Source organism: Geomonas sp. RF6, assembly GCF_021044625.1.
GTDB lineage: Bacteria > Desulfobacterota > Desulfuromonadia > Geobacterales > Geobacteraceae > RF6.
Genome location: NZ_CP087999.1, coordinates 3,318,842 through 3,336,571, shown reverse-complemented (window position 1 = coordinate 3,336,571; position 17,730 = coordinate 3,318,842). Strand labels below are relative to the sequence as shown.

Below are 17,730 nucleotides of genomic sequence, written 5' to 3'. Positions count from 1 at the left end.
GATCTCTTTTTTCATAGACTGAGTTTGTTTGGCTTAGCCGGCCTTGAACTTCAATGTGTCGGTAAAGCCCGCGCCAATCATCTCCTTTCTAAGAAATTTTTGGGGCTGATTTTGAAGTCAGCCCCGCGGAGAGTGTAGCCTATCCCGACATGTTTGCAAGAGTCAATGAGTATTTTGTAAACTTTTTTGACATAAAAAAAAGGGGCCGCGCTGAAATTAACAGCGCACCCCCACACAAACCACTGTAACTGAGGCGTTTTCCGCTACAACTGGACCCCCATGATGTCGGCCACGGTGTGGATATCCTTGTCACCCCTGCCGGAGAGGCAGACGACGATACTGGCATCCTTTGGCAGGGTCGGCGCCAAACGCATGACGTGGGCCACCGCGTGAGACGACTCCAGAGCGGGGATAATCCCTTCCTCCCTGGTGAGGAGCTGGAATGCCTCGATCGCCTCATCATCGGTGACGGAGACATAGCTCGCGCGCCCGCTGTCCTTGAGCCAGGCGTGCTCCGGTCCCACACCGGGGTAATCGAGGCCGGCGGAGATGGAATGGGCGTGGGCGATCTGCCCGAACTCGTCCTGCAGCAGGTACGTCTTGTTGCCGTGCAGCACGCCGACGCTCCCGGCGCACAGCGGCGCGGCGTGACGGCCTGTGTCGATGCCGAAGCCGGCAGCCTCGACTCCCACCATCTTCACGGAGGTGTCGTCCTGGAAGGCGTGGAAGAGGCCGATGGCGTTACTCCCGCCGCCGACGGCAGCGACGAGGTAGTCGGGAAGCTTCCCTTCCACCTCCAGGTGCTGCGCCCTTGCCTCGTCGCCGATGATGGCCTGGAAGTCGCGCACCATGAGAGGATACGGGTGAGGCCCCGCCACGGTGCCGATGATGTAGAAGGTGTCCTCCACATAGGTGACCCAGTGGCGCAGCGCCTCGTTCATGGCGTCCTTCAGCGTCGCGGTGCCGGAGGTGACGGAGGTGACGGTTGCTCCCAGGAGCTTCATGCGGAAGACGTTGAGGGACTGCCTCCTGATGTCCTCCTCACCCATGAAGACTTGGCACCCCATGCCGAAGAGAGCGGCAACGGTGGCGGTGGCGACGCCGTGCTGACCGGCGCCGGTCTCGGCGATGACGCGCTTTTTCCCCATCCTTTTGGCGAGGAGCGCCTGCCCGATGGTGTTATTTACCTTGTGGGCGCCGGTGTGGTTCAGATCCTCGCGCTTCAGGTAGATCTTTGCGCCGCCGAGCTTTTCGGTAAGTTTTGCAGCGAAGTAGAGCGGATTGGGGCGCCCGACGTACTGGCGCAGGTAGTAGGCGAACTCCTCTTTGAATTCCTTGTCGTCGCGGTAATGGTTGTACGCTTCTTCTAGCTCAAAAAGGGCGGGCATCAAGGTCTCGGATACGTACCTGCCGCCAAAGTTGCCGAAATGTCCACTGCTGTCAGGCTGCTTCAAAATCCCCTCCGGTACCGGTTTATGAACCGGCTCATAATAGACCCGCCGTTTTGAAATTGCAAGCTCGCGCCGCCCCGCGCAGGCGATTCTCTTGCCTTTGCTGCGCCTTTTGCTGTAAAAGGAAAAGCCTTAAAAAACTAAAACCTGCTTACCGCAAAGACGCAAAGAGCGCAAAGAGAACCGTAAGTAGATAGCCACACCTTCTTGCGCGCCCCTCACAGGTCAACCTGTTCCACCTTCCCCTTTTGATGGTTTTCCCTTTGCGTCCTTTGCGTCTTTGCGGTTCAATGCTTTTGCTTTTCTGCCGACTCGTTCCCAAGATCCAGCTTGGGGACGCAATTGCCCGCGAGGCTCAGCCTCGCCACTCGCGCAACAATTAAATTAATCCGCTGACGCGGATGCAAAGCCGGAGCTTTGCACTCAAGGACGTTCCCAAGATGACCTTGGGAACGAGCATCGAGACCTTCCCCTTTCGATGGTTTTCCCTTTGCGTCTTTTGCGTCTTTGCGGTTCAACGCTTTTGCTTTTTCCGGAGGCCACATGGACATCCCCTTTCACATAGTACTCGTAGAACCGCAGATCCCCCCCAACACCGGCAATATCGCCAGGCTCTGCGGCGCCACCCGCACCGTGTTGCACCTGGTGGGTGAACTCGGCTTCTCCACCGACGACCGGTACCTCAAGAGGGCCGGCCTCGACTACTGGAGCGAGGTGGACATCCGCTACTGGGACTCCCTGGAGGCGCTGGGCGCCGCCTTCCCCGACGCGCGCTTCATCTACACCAGCACGAAGGCGCGCCAGAGCTACCACCACATGCAGTATGAGAAAGGGGACTTCATCGTCTTTGGGAAGGAAACCCAGGGGCTTCCCGAGCACCTCATCGCGGAGAATCCGGACCACTCGGTGCGCATCCCCATCCTCGGCAAGGTCCGCAGCCTCAATCTCTCCACCGCTACCGGCATCATCCTTTACGAGGCGCTGCGCCAGACCGGCGCCCTGGAAGAGGGCTAGCCTGTCAACGGATTGAACAGCAGCTGTGTTCCGCATGCACAGCTGCACTTTCGTTTCCCCTTTCCACCTTCCCCGCCACCGCCCCCACCGCCGTCTCGACCCGCCACTGGTCCCGCTCCGCACGACGATCCCCGGCCACGTCACACAGGTTCAAGCCCCTTTTCCTGCGGCACAAATGATGCTTTACCGGAGCGCCGGGCCGTGATGCCCTCCGGACTTCCCCGGTCCCTACCCCGGCAGGAAAAGGAGCTCCACAATGAAAAAATCGATACTGACAGCTGCGCGCCTCCTCGTGGCGGCGAGCTCAGCCTTTGCCGGTCCCGCTGTACCCGAAACGACGGAGGTGCGCCAACCGGACGGCACGAGCTTCAAGGCAAAGCCGCGCGGTGACGAATTCCAGCACTGGCTGGAATCGACGGAGACCGGGCATACCGTGTTGCGCAACCCCAGGAGCGGCGTGTGGGAGTATGCCGAGCAGGCTCCCGACGGCACCCTGCAGACGAGCAACATCAAGGTCGTCCCGGGCGGGAGGAACGCCCCGAGTTTCATCCCTGCGGGGGTCAAGCCCCGGCGCGATACGGAGCGTGAAAAGCGGCATCTGGAGGGAATCAACAAGATGTACCAGCAGCGCCTGAAGGAAACAGGAGCGGCTGTGCGCTCCGTTCAGAAAGCTGCCGGCACGACGGCCACGGCATCTTCCTCCATCTCCCCCTCCTCCGGATGGACCGTCTCTCCGGTCTCCGGCTCGAAGAAGCTGCTCATCGTGCTGGTGAACTTCAGCGACCGGACGATGGTGACCACGCCCCAGCAGTGGTACGACGCGGTGTTCAGCACGACGGCGGGGGTCAAATCGGTCGCCAACTACTACAAGGACAACTCCTTCGGCAAGCTCGCCATCACCCCCGTTCCCCACACCCAAAGCGGCAAACCTGCCGGCGTGGTAACGGTAAACCTGGCGATGCCGCACGAGTACAACGGCACCTCCGAGGAGAAGTGGGTGGCGGCGGCGCTGAACCAGGCGGACCAGTATGTCCGCTTCTCCACGCTGGACACCGATGGCGACCGGCTCCTGGAGCGTAACGAGGCGGTGGTCTATTTCGTGGTCGCGGGGTATGAGCAGTCCGGGAGCTCCAGGATCCCCAGCGTTTGGGCACATGCGGCATCGTACTCATCCGGCGGGCTCAGCGCGGCAGGAATCTACTTCCCGGTATGGGCACGCAGCGGCGAGCTCAACAACTCCTCCGTGCAGCACGGCATCGGCGTCATCGCGCATGAGCTCGGGCACCAGCTCGTGGGACTCCCGGACCTCTACGACACCGCCCAGAGAAACGCCGGCCTCGGCGCCTTTTCTCTCATGGCGGCGGGGAGTTGGGGCGCGGCGCCCGGGGAAAGCGCCGGAACGACCCCCGTCGGCCTCGATGCCTGGAGCCGCGAGTATACCGGCTGGTCCACCCCGCTGGTGCCGGCCGGAAATTCCTCTGTCACTCTCGGTGTGCCGCTGGCGGCAGCCGGCAACACCCTGAAGATGACCAACACCACACTGAGCGCCACCGAGTATTACCTAGTGGAAAACAGGAGGCCGCAGGGGTGGGATCTCGGCATGACCAGCCTCCTTGGGAGCTGGAGCGGAGGGCTTCTCGTCGAGCACGTCGACAACGCGATGGGAACGAACCAGTCGGGAGCGGCGGCGCACCAGGGTGTGGTCATTGCACAAGCGGCGAAGCCGTGCGACATGATGACCACACCGACCTGCTACGGGCGGCAGCAGACCTTATTTTACAGCGGGAACAACACGAGCTTCAATGCCACCAGCACCCCGTCTTCTGCCTTCTATGGGGGGCCGAGCTACCGCTGGCTCAACAGCATCTCGGTGCCGGGCAGCAGCATGACGGTCGCGTTCAGCCAGCCCGCATCGACCCTCACCGGCACGATCACCATCAACGGCACCGCCCAGTACACCAATACCGTTTCGGTCACCCTCGGCGTTTCAGCCATCGCCCCGGCACCGGCGACAGTGCAGCAGATGTCCTTCAGCAACGACGGGACCAACTGGAGCGGCTGGCAGGCGTACGCGACCACGAAAGCCTGGGTGCTTGCTGCCGGTGCGGACGGAACGCGTACCGTCTCGGCTCGATTCCGCGACGCATCCGGAACCGTCTCCCCTGTCGCCAGCGATACCATTACGCTCGACACCTCTGCCCCGATGGCGGCGATCACACTCGCCAACGCATCGAACGGAGGAGTCACCCGCAACACCTCGGTGAGCTTCACGGTCAACAATGCCGGAGTCACCGTCTACCGCTACAAACTCGACAGCGCCGCGTGGTCCGGAAACGTCGCCGCGGGGACCGTCACCGCCCTGTCGGGGCTAACCAACGGCGTCCACACCCTGTATGCAATTGCCGGTGACGCCGCCGGGAACTGGCAATCGAGTGCCTCACCGACAACTGTGAAATGGACCATAGACACGGTGGCCCCCACAACAACGGCGACCCCGCCGGGCGGATCGTACGCCGCGGCACAGACAGTGACGCTGGTGGCAAATGAAAGCGCGACGATCTACTACACTACCAACGGCACTACGCCGACGACAGCCAGTGCGAGGTACGCGAGCCCCATAGCTGTGCCTGCGAGCACGACGCTGAAATATTTTGCAGTCGACGCAGCGGGGAATGTGGAGGCGGTGAAAACGAGCAGCTACGTCATCGCCGGCAACACCGTTCCGACCGGCACCGGGACATCGACAGTGACGAACAGCTATACCTTCACGGTAAGCGGCACGAATGTGGTGGCGTACAAGTACTCCCTCGATGGAGGTGCCTTGAGTGCGGAGACGCCGGTGAGTCAGAAGATCGTGCTGACAAACGTGCGGTCCGGCACCCACACCCTCGCGGTGTACGCCAAGAGCACCTATGGGGTGTGGTCGACGGTGCCGACGAAGGTGACGTGGACGGTGCGGTAGCGCTCCTGCAAATGGAATGGAAAACGCCCCGCCGGATCTTTCGGCGGGGCGTTTTTATTGGGTATATCGGGGAGTTGCGGGAAGCGAGGCAAATCCCCCCTGTCCCCCCTTCGCAAAGGGGGGAACGCGAGGTCCAGTGCTTCGTGAAAATGTCCTCTATGTAGGCCGGGATAAGCCGGAGGCGTTCCCGGCATCGGTCGTCGGCCGCAAGATGTATCGCCGGAAACGCTGCGCTTATTCCGCCTACATTTCACCTCGCCACCCTACTGCAAGCAGCGGTACAGCCCCATGCACCAGTAGCAGTCGCCGCAGGCGACGGTGTTGGCGTAGCAGTCCTGCTCGAAGTTCTCGGTGTACAGGTACTCGCACGGCACGAGGTTGCAGTTGGAGCAGATCGGGTAATCCTTCCCGAGCACCTGCGTGCGGTACGACCGGAACTCCGTGCTGTTCCAGATCTCCTTGATCCCCTGCTCCGCTACATTCCCGAATACCTTCGGCTGCACATACTTCTTGCTGTTGGATGAATAGCAGCTGAACCGGTGCCAGAGGAAGTAGCAGTTGTGAACCCCTCCGTCCCACGAGATGAAGGCGGAGCCGTTGTCCACGAACTCGCAGTTTCTCTCGCTGCGCGGCATGATCGCCGGCAGCTGCAGCTCGAGCCCGGCCTCGTCCGCCACCGCCTGCGCCTCCGCGAAGATCGCGCCAAGCTCCTCGATCCACCCTTCGTCCCTGGCGAGCAGGTTGTCCCAGTGAATGAAGATGTCGCGCTTGCGCGCCTCGTCCTTCATCGCCTGCACCAGGTCGACGATCTTCTGCTCCTCCGCGGTGCGGGCGCGAAGATACTTCACCAGGATCTTGAAATAGCGCCGCAGGTCCAGCCCCTCGCGACGGGCACGCTCCTGCCACGGCTTGAAGAATTCCACCGCTTCGTCGCTGTTGGCATCAAAGGCGACACTCCCCATATGCTCCGACTCGTACGGGAGGAGATGGGAGACGATCGCAAAGCTCACCCCCTTCGCCGCAGCCCAGCGCAGCACATCCGGAAGCTCCCGGGCGTTCTCGCGCATGACCACGAACTCGATCCCGACGCGAAGGGCCGACCCGGTCGCCGACTTCGCCTTCTCAAGTGCCAGGAGTGCCCTTTCCAGGTCCGCTACCTCCCCTCCTTCCCTGATCTCGCGGAAGGTGTCGGGGTTCACGCCGTCCATGGAGAGGCAGATCCGGTCGACCCCCGCCTCGGCGAGTGAGAGGGCGCGCGCCTCGTGCAGGAGGAGGGCGTTGCTCTGGAACCCGACCCACGATCCGTGCGGCATCAACTCCTTCGCGCGGCGGATGAAATTCTCCAGCCCGCGGTGCAGCAGCGGCTCGCCGATGCCGTTCAGGACCAGCGTCTCCGTGTGGGGGAGCGCCGGTTCGAGGGCTGCAAAGGTTTCCGGCGCCATGTCACCTTCGGCGATGCAGTTTCCTTCCGTCTGCTTGACGCACATGCGGCACTTCAGGTTGCAGCGGGTCGTCGTTTCCACGAAGAGCCGGGACGGGTATTCCCGCAGCGCCGGATGCTCCGGCGGCGGTGCCGGGACCTCGAACACCTCCCTTTCTTGTGGCGATACATAATCCTGGATCATCTTGAGCGCTGAGTTTTGAGCGGACATTACGGCCTCCCCGATATGTTGGACAGTGGATAGTAGAGCATTGGATGGTAGAAAAATAGCAACATTACGAGGGAAGGATTGTGACGTAGGTCAAGAATTGAGAAATGGCGGAAAGAGGGAAACCGGGGACTGGGGGCGCGGCGTGGGTGGACGCGAAGAAGGCCCGCGGCAGGGTGCCGACGGGCCTTCAGGTAGGACATCTAAATCGGGCTCAGGGGAGCCGAATGGGAGCTAAGCCGTGGGCGGCGCGTCCCTCCCCTTTCAAGGGGGAGGACAGGAGGGGGATGGGGTTAGCTCACGCGCGGTCTCCAACTTCTACCCCATCCCCACCCTGTCCCTCCCCTTGAAAGGGAGGGGACGCCTGAGCTCCTGCGCTGCTAAAGGAAGACGGGCCAAGTTACTTACGCCCCCTCTCCCACTAAAAGAGGCTTCAATCCATTATTTTCTTCGCATTTCGTCCATTAAATCTGTTACACGTCCCTTGCCCCTGAAACGCGCAGGAACCTTTTGTGGCGCTACGGGGCGGCGCCCGGTTCCTTGAGGGTGACGTCGAGCTTCTTGCGCTCCCCTCCCCGGTCGATTTCCAGTACGGCGTGCTCGCCCGGGCGCTTGTGCTGCACCGCGTAGACGAGGTCGAAGCTCTCGGAGACGGTCTCGCCGTCGATGGAGAGGATCCGGTCACCCTTCTTTATCCCCGCGGCTTCCGCGCTGGAGCCGGTAACCACGTCCTGCACCAGGACCCCGGCGCCCGCCTCCGGTTTCTCGATCTGCACCCCGAGCTTCACCTTCTTCGGCAGATCCTCATATGAAAGGTAGGCGAGGAAGTCGTAGGGGACCATGGGGAACTCGGGGAACTGGACGTCCATCATGCGATCCTGCTTCTCCGCCCCGACGTGCAATTCCTCCCCCCCAACGAGGACGTAAGAGGCAGGGAGGCGCCGGAAGGCGCGGCGCGGGATGCCGAAACCGTAGCTTATGTGATTGCCGCCGGCGATGACCAGCATCCTCTTCCCTTTTCCCGCAGGGGAATTGAGGTAGTTCACGATCGACTCCGCCATCGTCTCGTCCCATATGGTCTGCGCACGCACGAAGGAGTCGAGCCCCATGGCGCCGTGCATGTGCCCGCCGTAGACGGCCTGCACCATTGCCCGCTGGTACGGGTCCTTGAAGTCGAGCTTTGAGAGCGCCTCCTTCTCCTGCGCGGTCAGTTCCTCGTCCTTCTTGCCGCGCAGCGCCGCCATCTCGCTCTTCTCCGCGTTCAGCCCGATTACCGGTACCTTGTGGTCGCGGGCGTAGACAAGGAGGTCGCGGTAGTACTCGAAATCCATCTTCCACTGATCAAACCAGTGGGACTCCTTGAGGAATGCCTTCTCGTCCAACTCCCCCGCCACCCAGCGGTCCAGGACCGGCTGCTGGGAGGGAGAAAACATTTCCATCCCCAGCGCCTGCATACCCGGGTGCCGCTCGGAGAGCCCCTTCAGGAGCTCAAGCTCGAGGCGGTGCGAGGCAGGGTTGTCGTGGGTCTCCCCAAGATAGACGATGCGCGCGTCGGCGGCCACATTGAGCATCTGCTCCGGGGTCACCACGATCCCGGTGGGGAGATGGGCGATGTCACCGACCTTCGGCGGGGACGGGAGCGGATACGGGTGTTCGGCATTCCCCATCGGTTTTTTGGCGGCGGTGCAGCAGGCGGTCATGGACAGGATGGCGCAGGCAGTGAAGACATGTCTGAAAGAAAGAAAACGCATGGAACTCCCTCCAGTGAGACACCGCACCCCGATTCGGGGCCGGTGCAAATGCAAGCGGGGGGCGCGCACAGAGCGCCCCCCTGCACATCGTTACTTCTGGCTGATCGCACTGAGCCTCCAGGGGTTATTCCCCACCGGCCTCGTGAAGGTCCAGTACTCCTCGAACTTCACCGGTTCGCTCTTGCTCCCGGAGATCACGGCACCGGTGCGGTCGTCGGTCGTGTAGTCGAGGAGGTTCGCGTAGATGAGGGCGGTGACGAAGTCCTGCCCCCCCTCCTGCCACGCCTCGCTCACCTCGACCTTGCGCACCGCGATGTTTTCCAGGCGGTTTACCTGGTGCTCGCTGACCAGCCTGTCCACGTCCTGCTGCAGGATCCCCCTCATCTCGTCGGTCAGGAGCGACCTCACACCCGACAGGTCGCGATTCATCCACGCCCCCTGGATGCGGAAGAAGAGGTCCATGACGTCGTCGCCGAAGCGCCTCTCGTCGAAGGAGGGGTCCATCTGCCGGATGTGGGAAAGCCCGGCATCCACGTCCCCCGGCCCCTGCTGTGCGTCGAAGCTCGTCTGCTCGTACGGCTGGCGCTGGTAGTCCCCCATCTGGAGCACGCTCCCCCCGGCAGGGCGGTCTCCGCCGCTCCTCTTCTTGATGAAGCGAAAGAGGAGGTAGCCGATCCCCGCCAGAAGGAGGATGTCGAAGAGGCCGATCCCCCCGCCGGCGCCGAAGCCGCCGCCAAAGCCGAGCGACCTGAAGAGCATGCCGCCGAGGAGGCCGCCGGCGAGCCCGCCGAGGAGGCCGGTGCCGAAGCCGAATCCCCTGCGCGGCTGCTGGTACGGGCCCTGCGCGGGTCCCTGGTACGGCTGGGACGGTGCATACTGCCGGGATGGCATCTGCGAGGGGGGGGACATGGGGCGGGAGTAGCTGCGGCTCCCCCTGCTCCCGAACGATCTCCCTCCGCCGGCGCGGGCGAACGCGTCCTGCTCAACGAGCGCCACCATCATCGTGACAACGACTGAAAATAGGGCCATACGCATCGCACTTCTGTGCATCAAAATTCTCCTCTCTCGGTGATCTTCCTGTCGTTACCCTGCCGCCACCCTCTCCTCGACGTAACGCTTCACCCTCTCGACCGCCGCCAGAACACCTTCCTTGCGGGGAAGTGTCGCCGAGACCCCGTCGATAAGGGAGCGCTCCTGCACCAGGGAAAGGGTGGCAGTGAAATTAATATCATACACCCAGCTCAGTTGCAGCAGTTTGAAATCATTCAGCGTCCTCAGCTGGCTGAGCGCCACCATGCGCCCCGATGATAGCGTCTCCAGCACCTCGCCGCTGCAGCGCGGCTCGTCCGGGAAGCCGAGGGGGACTGCGGAGGCCTTCTCGTCCGCGGGAGCCTCATAGTACTCCTGGAAGACCCGCCAGATGTCCAGCTTGTCGGCGTCGCGCACGATCTTCAGGAGATCGGCGGCCTGGGGGGTGAGATCGTCCGGGACAAGGTAGGCGTTGTGCAGGCGCACCGCGCACAGGACGCTCTCACCCTCCTCCGGGGTGAGGCGTTCCAGAAGGCCGCTCTCCGAAAGAATCTGCGCCGAGAGGTGGGCGTGGTTTACCGACTCGCTGTCCTTGAAGGTGCGGTACTTCCGGTACTGCGGGAAGCGGCCGAGATCGTGAAAGAGGGCGGCGCTCTCGGCTAAAAGAAGGCGCCTCGCGCTCCCGCCGGAAGCGATGAGACGCGCCCCCTCGCACACCTTCAGCGTGTGAAGCTCCTTCAGATCCAGATTGCGCTGCGCCTCGGGATCATCCTCCCGGTACGAGTCGCAAAACGAAGAAAACCAGGTACGAAAAACGGAGAGAATATCCCTCTCCAGTACTTCATCAGTCATTACATCCCCTCTGTGTCGCGTATGCTGCCAACTCGGAGAGCGCCTGCTCGTCGCTCCCCATCTGGTACGAGATGATGCGCCTCAGGTGCGCGAAGGAGTCGAGGTCGATCTTGTCGAAAGTGCAGCCGATCCCACCTTCTCCCGAGCGCACGACGGAGCCCGTTACCTTTATCACCACCGGATCGGGGGGTGCGGAGAGGTAGACGGTGAGCTCCACGTCGGTCCCCACCGGCAGGGCCCCCTCCGTCTCCACGAACACGCCGTGCAGGCTCAAGTCCTTTACTTCCCCCTTCAGTGCCACCCCCTCCCCCTGCAGGAGTGCGTTGACCTTGAAGCCGACCCGTGAAAAACTGCGCTTCTCATCCATAGCAGTCCCTCCGAATTCATGGTAGTTCAGGTAGTTGCAACCGTTCGTGCCTCAGATCCCCCGGCCATGGGAACCTTACCCCTTGCACGTGAAAAGGGGGCCGTAGCCCCCTTTTCGTACTCTTGCGGCAGCCGCGCCGGATCAGTCGTCGAAGTTCCCCTGCGGCCCCTTCTCCTTGTGCAGCCCCTTCGCCCGCTCGGTGAACTTCTCGGCGGTCCACTGTGCCGGGTCCTCGATGCGCTTCGCCTTCGGCGGGAGCTGGCAGGAGTTCGCCTGCAGGATCGCCTTGATGGCCAGAGGTGCGGTGTCCTGTGCGTTGAAGACCTCGGTGAGAAGCTTGTAGGTGAAGTTCTCCACCCGCTTCACCATCCGCTCGCGGACCTCCTTCGGCTGGGCGAGGAGCTTGTTCTCGAACGGCAGGTTCAGGTTCTTGAAGTCCCCTTTCTTCCACCCCTTCGACTCGGCGTACGCCACCATCTCGGCCCAGAGCTCTTCGGTCATCCCCTCCCCCGGCACCTTCACGAATTTACCTTCGGCGTCGAGCTTCGCGTTGCCGTAGTCGTTCACTTCCACCCCCCAGGAGACGAACTGCAGGGCGGTGGCCACGTTCGCCTTCGTGGTGCGGGTTCTTTTCGCGATGTCGCGCAGCCTGTCGTAGCTGTTGCCGGAGGTGCCATGCTGGGCGCCGTTTATGCCGAACGGCTTCAACGCCTCGTGAATCTGTGCGGTCAGGTCGACCTGGATCCCGGCGTCGCTCGCCTCGATCCCGTGCGTCGTGCCGTTGTTCAGCGCGATCCAGTCGGGGAAGATGTCGTGTGCGTTCAGCCCCTTGATGAGGAAGACGGCCTCTTCCACCGTGGAGAGCCCCTCTTTCCCCTTGATCTCGCCGACCTCGGTCTCCAGCCCTGCCCAGGCCGGGATGTACGTGTTGAGCTCCAGGTTGGCGGCCAGGTTCTGGTCGTCCGGGAGGTGGGAGGCGTCGATGGCGATGGAGGTGATGCCGGCGTCGAACATGGAGGGGATCTCCACCTTCGCGGCGTCGATGTCCCCTTTACCCTTGATGCCGTAGTGGTCGGCGTGAATGGCGATCGGGATGGTGATGCCGAGCTCGTTGGCAACGGCGTCTACCTGGCGGGCGATGTTCCAGTAGTTCACCGGGCAGTACGCCTTCTGCCCACCCTCGGACTTGGCGATCTCGATGATGACGGCGGAATTGGCGCGCTGCGCCGCCTGGAGCACGCCGCGGATCACAAAGTGATTGCGGGCGTTGGCCGCGATGGAGATGGCATGGCCCTTGGCGCTCATGGCCCGGTCGATGACCTTGCCGCTCACGATGAGTGCCTTGGAGTTGGGGAAAAGCTTCGCGATGTTGGGGGGGCGGCCGATCTCGAGCGCCTTCACGTACTCCTGATCTGCTACCGAACCCTGCTCGAAATCGAGCGTCTTGACGGACTCCGCACCTGTTGCTGACATGTCTTCCTCCTTTTTCCTCATGAAGAGGGGTCATTTCATAAACGGTATACTTATAACATTCTAATAGAGGTTGGCAAGGGAGCTGCCGCTATTTCCCGAAGGCGAGCTCTCCCGCACCCCCTCCGGCGAAACGCCCGGCTCCCACATACGCCCCTTTCCAGAAAGCGGCGGCCTCACCGGGAGGCCACCACCCCTCACCGCCGCTGAAGGCGATGGAGAGGTACGGATAGGGAAGCTCGAGGTACTCCTCCTTCGCCAGGGGGAGCTCGTAGCGGGCAAGGACTGGAAAATCGCCGGCCAGTTCCCGCCCGGTCGAGACGCCGGCGAGAGTGCCGGGGGCTACTAGATAGCGCACCCCCTGCTCGGCCGGGGGGAGCTTCGCGTGGAGGAGAAGCTCAGCTTTTCCGGTGCCGCTCGCCCTGAAGCTGTAGGCGGGGGTCCACTTCCGGGAAAGGGTGAGATAGGAGATGCGCCCCTTCCTGCCGGTCAGCCAGACCTGCGCCACCGCCCCTCCCCTGCGCCCCTCCGCAAGTTCCCGGTCGATCTCCTTCAGCTCGGCCTCGCACTTCCTGCGCGCCCGGTACACCCCCTCGAGCTGACCGAGGCAGAACTCGGTCCCCTGGCGCAGCGCCGCGAGCGGCTCCGGATTGTTCTTCGTCTTCCTGAGGCTCTTGCCGCTCTGGGAGCGGGCGGCGGCGGTGAAGACCTCCTCCCGCACCTCGAGCGCCTTCAGTCGGTCCTCCACCTCCCCCCTGCGCGCCTGAAGCCGTGCGCGCTCTTTCGCGGAGGGGCGCTCAAGTGCGCGGGAGACCACCTCCACCCGGTTGACGGCCCCGCCGGGGGCGCTCACCCGCAGCGACCCGGGAACGATCGCGGGGAGGGGAAACTCCAGGTACCCTTCGCGGCCCTTCTCCTCCACCTCGACCTTTGCTCCGTCGAGGTAGAGGGTGACGGTTCTCTGCTCGCCAAAGGCTTCGCACGAAAGGAGCAGGACGAGAAAAAGCGGCATCAGGCGCATGGGTCACCTCGAAATCGACCGGGGGCAGGTTCCAAGGGATCAATGTACCGGCTGACGCCGCTTTTGCAAGGAAGCGCTACTTCTCCACGTCCAGGAGCTCGACCTCGAAGACGAGGGTGGCGTTCGGCGGGATGACTCCCCCCGCTCCGTTTGCGCCGTAGCCGAGTTGCGGCGGGATGACCAGTTTCCGTTTCCCGCCGACCCGCATCCCCATGACCCCCTCATCCCACCCGGGGATGACCTGCCCGGTCCCGATGCGAAAGACAAGGGGCTCGCCGCGGTCGACGGAGCTGTCGAACTTCTGCCCGTTCTCCAGCCACCCTGTGTAGTGCACGGTCACCGACTTCCCGGAAACAGGCGCGGCGCCGCTTCCCTTCACCAGATCGGTAAAGGAGAGGCCGGAAGGGGTCTTCACCTCTCCCTGTACGGCGGGCGCCGCGGCAGTGGCGGGCTCGGTACCGCTCTTGGCATCCTTCTGGGAACAGGCGGGGATCGCAATCGCCGCCGCCAGAAGGAGCATTACCATAAACTTCTCTACAATGCGCATCAACAACTCCTCCACGAAAACTCCGGATCGCCGGAGAAAGATAATCTAGTCCAGAAGGTGCACGAAGAGACCGCTCCTGAGCTTCGGCTCGAACCAGGTCGACTTTGGCGGCATGATCTTGTCCTCGTCGGCAAGCTCCATCAGCTCGTGAATGGAGGTCGGATAGAGGGAGAAGGCGACCTCGTACTCGCCGGAGTCGACGATCCTCTCCAGCTCCCCTACCCCGCGGATCCCCCCCACGAAGTGGATGCGCTGGTCGGTGCGCGGGTTGCGCACCCCAAGGACCGGGCTCAGGAGGTTGTCCTGCAGGATGGAGACGTCCATGGAGGCGACGGCATCCTCCTCCGTAAAGCTCCCCTCGCGCGGCACGAGCTCGTACCAGGTGCCGGCGAGATACATGCCGAACTGGTGGCGCCGCACCGGAGTGAGGGCGTGGGCAAGGGGGGTGACCTCGAACTGCTCCGCGACCCGCGCCATGAACTCGGCGATACTCCTGCCGTTCAGGTCTCGCACCGCGCGGTGGTACGGCATTATGGTCATCTCGTTGTCCGGGAAGATGACGGTCAGGAAGTAGTTGTACTCCTCTTCCCCGGTGTGCTGCGGGTTGCGGGCCCGGCGCAGGTCGCGCACGCGGCTCGCGGCGGCACTCCTGTGGTGGCCGTCGGCGACGTAGAGGATGGGGATCGCCGCGAACCTGCCGGTCAGCTCCCGCACGACGGCAGGATCGGCCACCGCCCAGAGCGCATGGGAGACGCCGTCGTCCGTGACGAAGTCGTAGAGCGGCTCCGTAGAGGTGGCCTCGTCGATAAGGGCGGTGAGTTCCGCGTCGTGCCGGTAGGTGTAGAAAACCGGCTCGTCGTTCGCGTTCAGCTCGTCGATGTGGCGCACCCGGTCCTCTTCCTTGTCAGCCCTGGTGAGCTCGTGCTTCTTGATGACACCGGTCTGGTAGTCGTCGACGCCGGCGCAGACCACGAGACCGGTCTGGGTGATCCCACCCATCTTCTGGCGGTACACGTAGTAGCGCTCAGTCTCGTCCTGGACCAGCACCCCCTCCGCGAGGAACGACTGGAGGTTCTCGTTCCCCTTGGCGTACGCCTCGTCGCTGTGGCTGTCGGCTCCGGCCGGGAGGTCGATCTCCGGGCGGGAGATGTGCAGAAAGCTCACCGGGTTCCCCGTCGCCATGGCGACGGCTTCTTCCGTGTTCATCACGTCGTACGGGAGGCTCGCGACCTTCTCCGCCAGCTCTTTCCTGGGACGCACCCCCTTGAACGGTTTTATAAATGCCATTAGTACCTCTTTTCTGATTTTTCAGGCGCCGCCGCGGCTGGCGGCGGCGCGACTCTGTAACCCATCGTCGGCCCGGCTGTAACCGGCCCGACCTCTCCCGCCTAGAAATATCTCTTTGCGCCCACAAACTTCTTCAGGTAGTACCCCTCCTCGATGGAGGAGAGCTTGATGTCGTCGCCACGCCGCGGGGCATGCACGAAGCGACCGTTCCCCACGAAGATCCCCACGTGGGTGATCTCCTCCGAAGAGCCGCCGAAGAAGACGAGATCCCCTTCCTTCAGCTCCCCCTTCCCCACCGGATCGCCGACCCGGTACTGCTCGCGCGATGTGCGGGGGATGTTCACGCCGCACAGGTTGAAGACGGCGCGGACAAAGCCGCTGCAGTCCATCCCTTCCACCACGTTGTCCCCGCCCCAGCGGTACGGGATCCCTACGAACCGCTCTGCGGTGCGCGCCGCCACCGAACCCATGTCGCTCGGGGCGCGGCGCGTTTCCTGGAGTTCCTTCTTTTTGCGCGGAGGGGGTGACTGGATGGAGGGGGCGGGCGCCTTCTCGATCGTCACCTCGCGGACCTCACCCCCTTCGGGGCGGGGGGCGGCGATGAAGTAGGAGGAGATGATCCCGTCAGAGACGAGGCGCTGCGCGGTGCGGCGCGCCTCCTCTTTCATGGGGAAGTCGCCGAAGCGCACCGCGTAGATGCCGTTTTCCCTCTTGAAGTAGAAGGCCTCGATCCCCTTTTGCTGCAGCTTCGCGGTGAGCCTCTCCGCGTTTTTCACCTCGGAGAAGGCGCCGACCTGGATGGCGAAGCCGAGGCTCCTGATCCCGGCACGCTGCGCCGCGCAACCGCTGGCAAAAGGGGAGAGAAGCCCCAGAACCAACACGCATACAATCACTAATCTCTGCATCTTTTGCAAATCCTTCAGGGTGCTGCCACCCGCAAAGCCCCTCCGGGGCCCTTCTCAAATATGGCTCATCCGGGAATTCGGGGAGGAGATGGATGAGAACTACGCCGTTGGCAGCGCGTTCCTCCCCTTTCAAGGGGGAGGACAGGAGGGGGATGGGGGGCAGCACGTACCAGCCTCTACCCCATCCCCACCCTGTCCCTCCCCTTGAAAGGGAGGGGACGCCTGAGCTCCTGCTCTGCTAGAGGAACAGAGGCCATTTTCCTTCATTGCGATACAAGTCGCTTACCCGGAATCTCCGGACAAAGCTCAAATATCCGCGGTCTCTCTGCGGACCCCCATCAGGAAGGCGATGACGAAATCCTCCAGGTCGCCGTCCAGGACCGCGTCGGGGTTGCCGCTTTCCACCCCGGTGCGCAGGTCCTTCACCATCTTGTACGGGTGGAGGACGTAGGAGCGGATCTGGCTCCCCCAGCCGATTTCCTTCTTTTCCCCCGCGATCTCGCTCGCCTTCGACTCGCGCTCGCGCAGTTCCATCTCGTACAGCTTCGAGCGGAGCACCTTCAGCGCGGTCGCCTTGTTCATGTGCTGGCTGCGCTCGCTCTGGCAGGCCACCACGATCCCGGTGGGGATGTGGGTGATCCTGATCGCGGAGTCGGTGGTGTTGACGTGCTGCCCGCCGGCGCCGCTGGAGCGGTAGGTGTCGACGCGCAGGTCGCTGTCGGCGATCTTTATGTCGATCTCCCCCTCCTCGATCACCGGGAAAACGAATACCGAGGCAAAAGAGGTATGCCGACGCGCGTTGCTGTCGAAGGGGGAGATGCGCACCAGGCGGTGGATCCCCGCTTCCGCCTTCAGATAGCCGTAGGCGAATTCGCCGGTTACCGCGAAGGTCACCCCTTTCACCCCCGCTTCGTCGCCGGCCTGGAAGTCGGTGATCTCGGTCTTCCACCTCTTCTTCTCGCAGTAACGCAGATACATGCGCAAGAGCATCTCGGCCCAGTCCTGGCTCTCGGTGCCGCCTGCCCCCGCATTTATGGAGACGAACGCGGAGCTTGCGTCGTGGGTCCCGGAGAGCATCTTGCGGAACTCCGCCTGGGCCACTCCCCCCTCCAGCGCCGCGTTCAGCGCATTCGCCTCGGCGAGGAGCTCCTCGTCCTGCGCTTCGCTGCCGAGCTCGACGACGGCGCGCACCTCCTCCAGTTCGCGGCTCAGCCGCTCGTACTCGGAGACGTCCTTCTCCAGCGCGGTGCGCGCCTTCAGGATCTTCTGGGCGCCATCGGCGTCGTCCCAGAAGTTCGGGGCGAGCATCTTCTCCTCGAGCTCCTGGATCTCCTCCCGCTTGCGATCTACGTCAAAGAGACCCCCGGAGCTTGGTAATGCGCTCTGCGAGACCTTCCATCTTTGCCACTTCTTCTCTGAACATCG

The 17,730-nt window shown here is 63.0% G+C and carries 15 protein-coding genes; 2 read left to right on the top strand and 13 right to left on the bottom strand.

Annotated elements, in window-relative coordinates; genetic code table 11:
* Positions 1–263: 263 nt before the first annotated feature.
* Positions 264–1,454 (bottom strand): tryptophan synthase subunit beta, encoded by a 1,191-nt coding sequence (gene trpB / locus LPW11_RS14405; RefSeq protein ID WP_230994569.1) that lies wholly within the window; start codon positions 1,452–1,454, stop codon positions 264–266.
* Between the two features lie 540 nt (positions 1,455–1,994).
* Here trpB and LPW11_RS14400 point away from each other — a divergent pair.
* Positions 1,995–2,465, top strand: coding sequence for a tRNA (cytidine(34)-2'-O)-methyltransferase (locus LPW11_RS14400; RefSeq protein WP_230994568.1), 471 nt, complete (start codon positions 1,995–1,997; stop codon positions 2,463–2,465).
* Between the two features lie 4 nt (positions 2,466–2,469).
* On the opposite strand, the gene LPW11_RS14395 is transcribed toward LPW11_RS14400, so the two are convergent.
* A complete protein-coding gene (locus tag LPW11_RS14395; protein WP_230994567.1) occupies positions 2,470–2,619 on the bottom strand; it encodes a hypothetical protein in 150 nt (49 codons plus the stop codon).
* Between the two features lie 102 nt (positions 2,620–2,721).
* Between LPW11_RS14395 and LPW11_RS14390 the strand changes: the two genes are divergently transcribed.
* Positions 2,722–5,427 carry a M6 family metalloprotease domain-containing protein gene (locus tag LPW11_RS14390; RefSeq protein ID WP_230994566.1) on the top strand — a complete coding sequence of 902 codons (2,706 nt, stop codon included), beginning with the start codon at positions 2,722–2,724 and terminating at the stop codon, positions 5,425–5,427.
* Positions 5,428–5,690: 263 nt separating this feature from the next.
* On the opposite strand, the gene LPW11_RS14385 is transcribed toward LPW11_RS14390, so the two are convergent.
* From LPW11_RS14385 to prfB, 11 genes are all read right to left on the bottom strand, one after another.
* Positions 5,691–7,079: a radical SAM/SPASM family putative metalloenzyme maturase gene (locus LPW11_RS14385; RefSeq protein ID WP_230994565.1), complete on the bottom strand. Its 1,389-nt coding sequence runs from the start codon at positions 7,077–7,079 to the stop codon at positions 5,691–5,693.
* 515 nt (positions 7,080–7,594) lie between these two features.
* On the bottom strand, positions 7,595–8,827 hold the full coding sequence (locus tag LPW11_RS14380) for a ChaN family lipoprotein (RefSeq protein ID WP_230994564.1): 1,233 nt from the start codon (positions 8,825–8,827) through the stop codon (positions 7,595–7,597).
* 90 nt (positions 8,828–8,917) lie between these two features.
* Positions 8,918–9,862, bottom strand: coding sequence for a Tim44 domain-containing protein (locus LPW11_RS14375; protein ID WP_442899824.1), 945 nt, complete (start codon positions 9,860–9,862; stop codon positions 8,918–8,920).
* A 48-nt stretch (positions 9,863–9,910) separates the two neighbouring features.
* Complete coding sequence (locus LPW11_RS14370) at positions 9,911–10,708, bottom strand: HD domain-containing protein (protein ID WP_230994562.1); 798 nt, start codon at positions 10,706–10,708, stop codon at positions 9,911–9,913.
* Positions 10,701–11,075 (bottom strand): PilZ domain-containing protein, encoded by a 375-nt coding sequence (locus LPW11_RS14365; protein WP_230994561.1) that lies wholly within the window; start codon positions 11,073–11,075, stop codon positions 10,701–10,703. Before LPW11_RS14365 ends, LPW11_RS14370 begins: the two co-directional genes overlap by 8 nt.
* A gap of 141 nt (positions 11,076–11,216) precedes the next feature.
* Positions 11,217–12,548: a class II fructose-bisphosphate aldolase gene (locus LPW11_RS14360; protein ID WP_230994560.1), complete on the bottom strand. Its 1,332-nt coding sequence runs from the start codon at positions 12,546–12,548 to the stop codon at positions 11,217–11,219.
* A gap of 88 nt (positions 12,549–12,636) precedes the next feature.
* A complete protein-coding gene (locus LPW11_RS14355) occupies positions 12,637–13,566 on the bottom strand; it encodes a DUF4140 domain-containing protein (protein WP_230994559.1) in 930 nt (309 codons plus the stop codon).
* Positions 13,567–13,642: 76 nt separating this feature from the next.
* A complete protein-coding gene (locus LPW11_RS14350) occupies positions 13,643–14,113 on the bottom strand; it encodes an FKBP-type peptidyl-prolyl cis-trans isomerase (protein ID WP_230994558.1) in 471 nt (156 codons plus the stop codon).
* 45 nt (positions 14,114–14,158) lie between these two features.
* Entirely contained in the window at positions 14,159–15,400 is a 1,242-nt protein-coding gene (locus LPW11_RS14345) for a DUF1015 domain-containing protein (RefSeq protein ID WP_230994557.1), read from the bottom strand.
* Between the two features lie 101 nt (positions 15,401–15,501).
* Positions 15,502–16,305, bottom strand: coding sequence for an NlpC/P60 family protein (locus tag LPW11_RS14340; RefSeq protein WP_230994556.1), 804 nt, complete (start codon positions 16,303–16,305; stop codon positions 15,502–15,504).
* A gap of 306 nt (positions 16,306–16,611) precedes the next feature.
* A protein-coding gene (gene prfB, locus LPW11_RS14335) for a peptide chain release factor 2 (protein ID WP_230994555.1) occupies positions 16,612–17,728 on the bottom strand; the annotation gives its coding sequence in 2 pieces (ribosomal slippage) (positions 16,612–17,658 and positions 17,660–17,728; 1,116 coding nt in all).
* Positions 17,729–17,730: the final 2 nt, after the last annotated feature.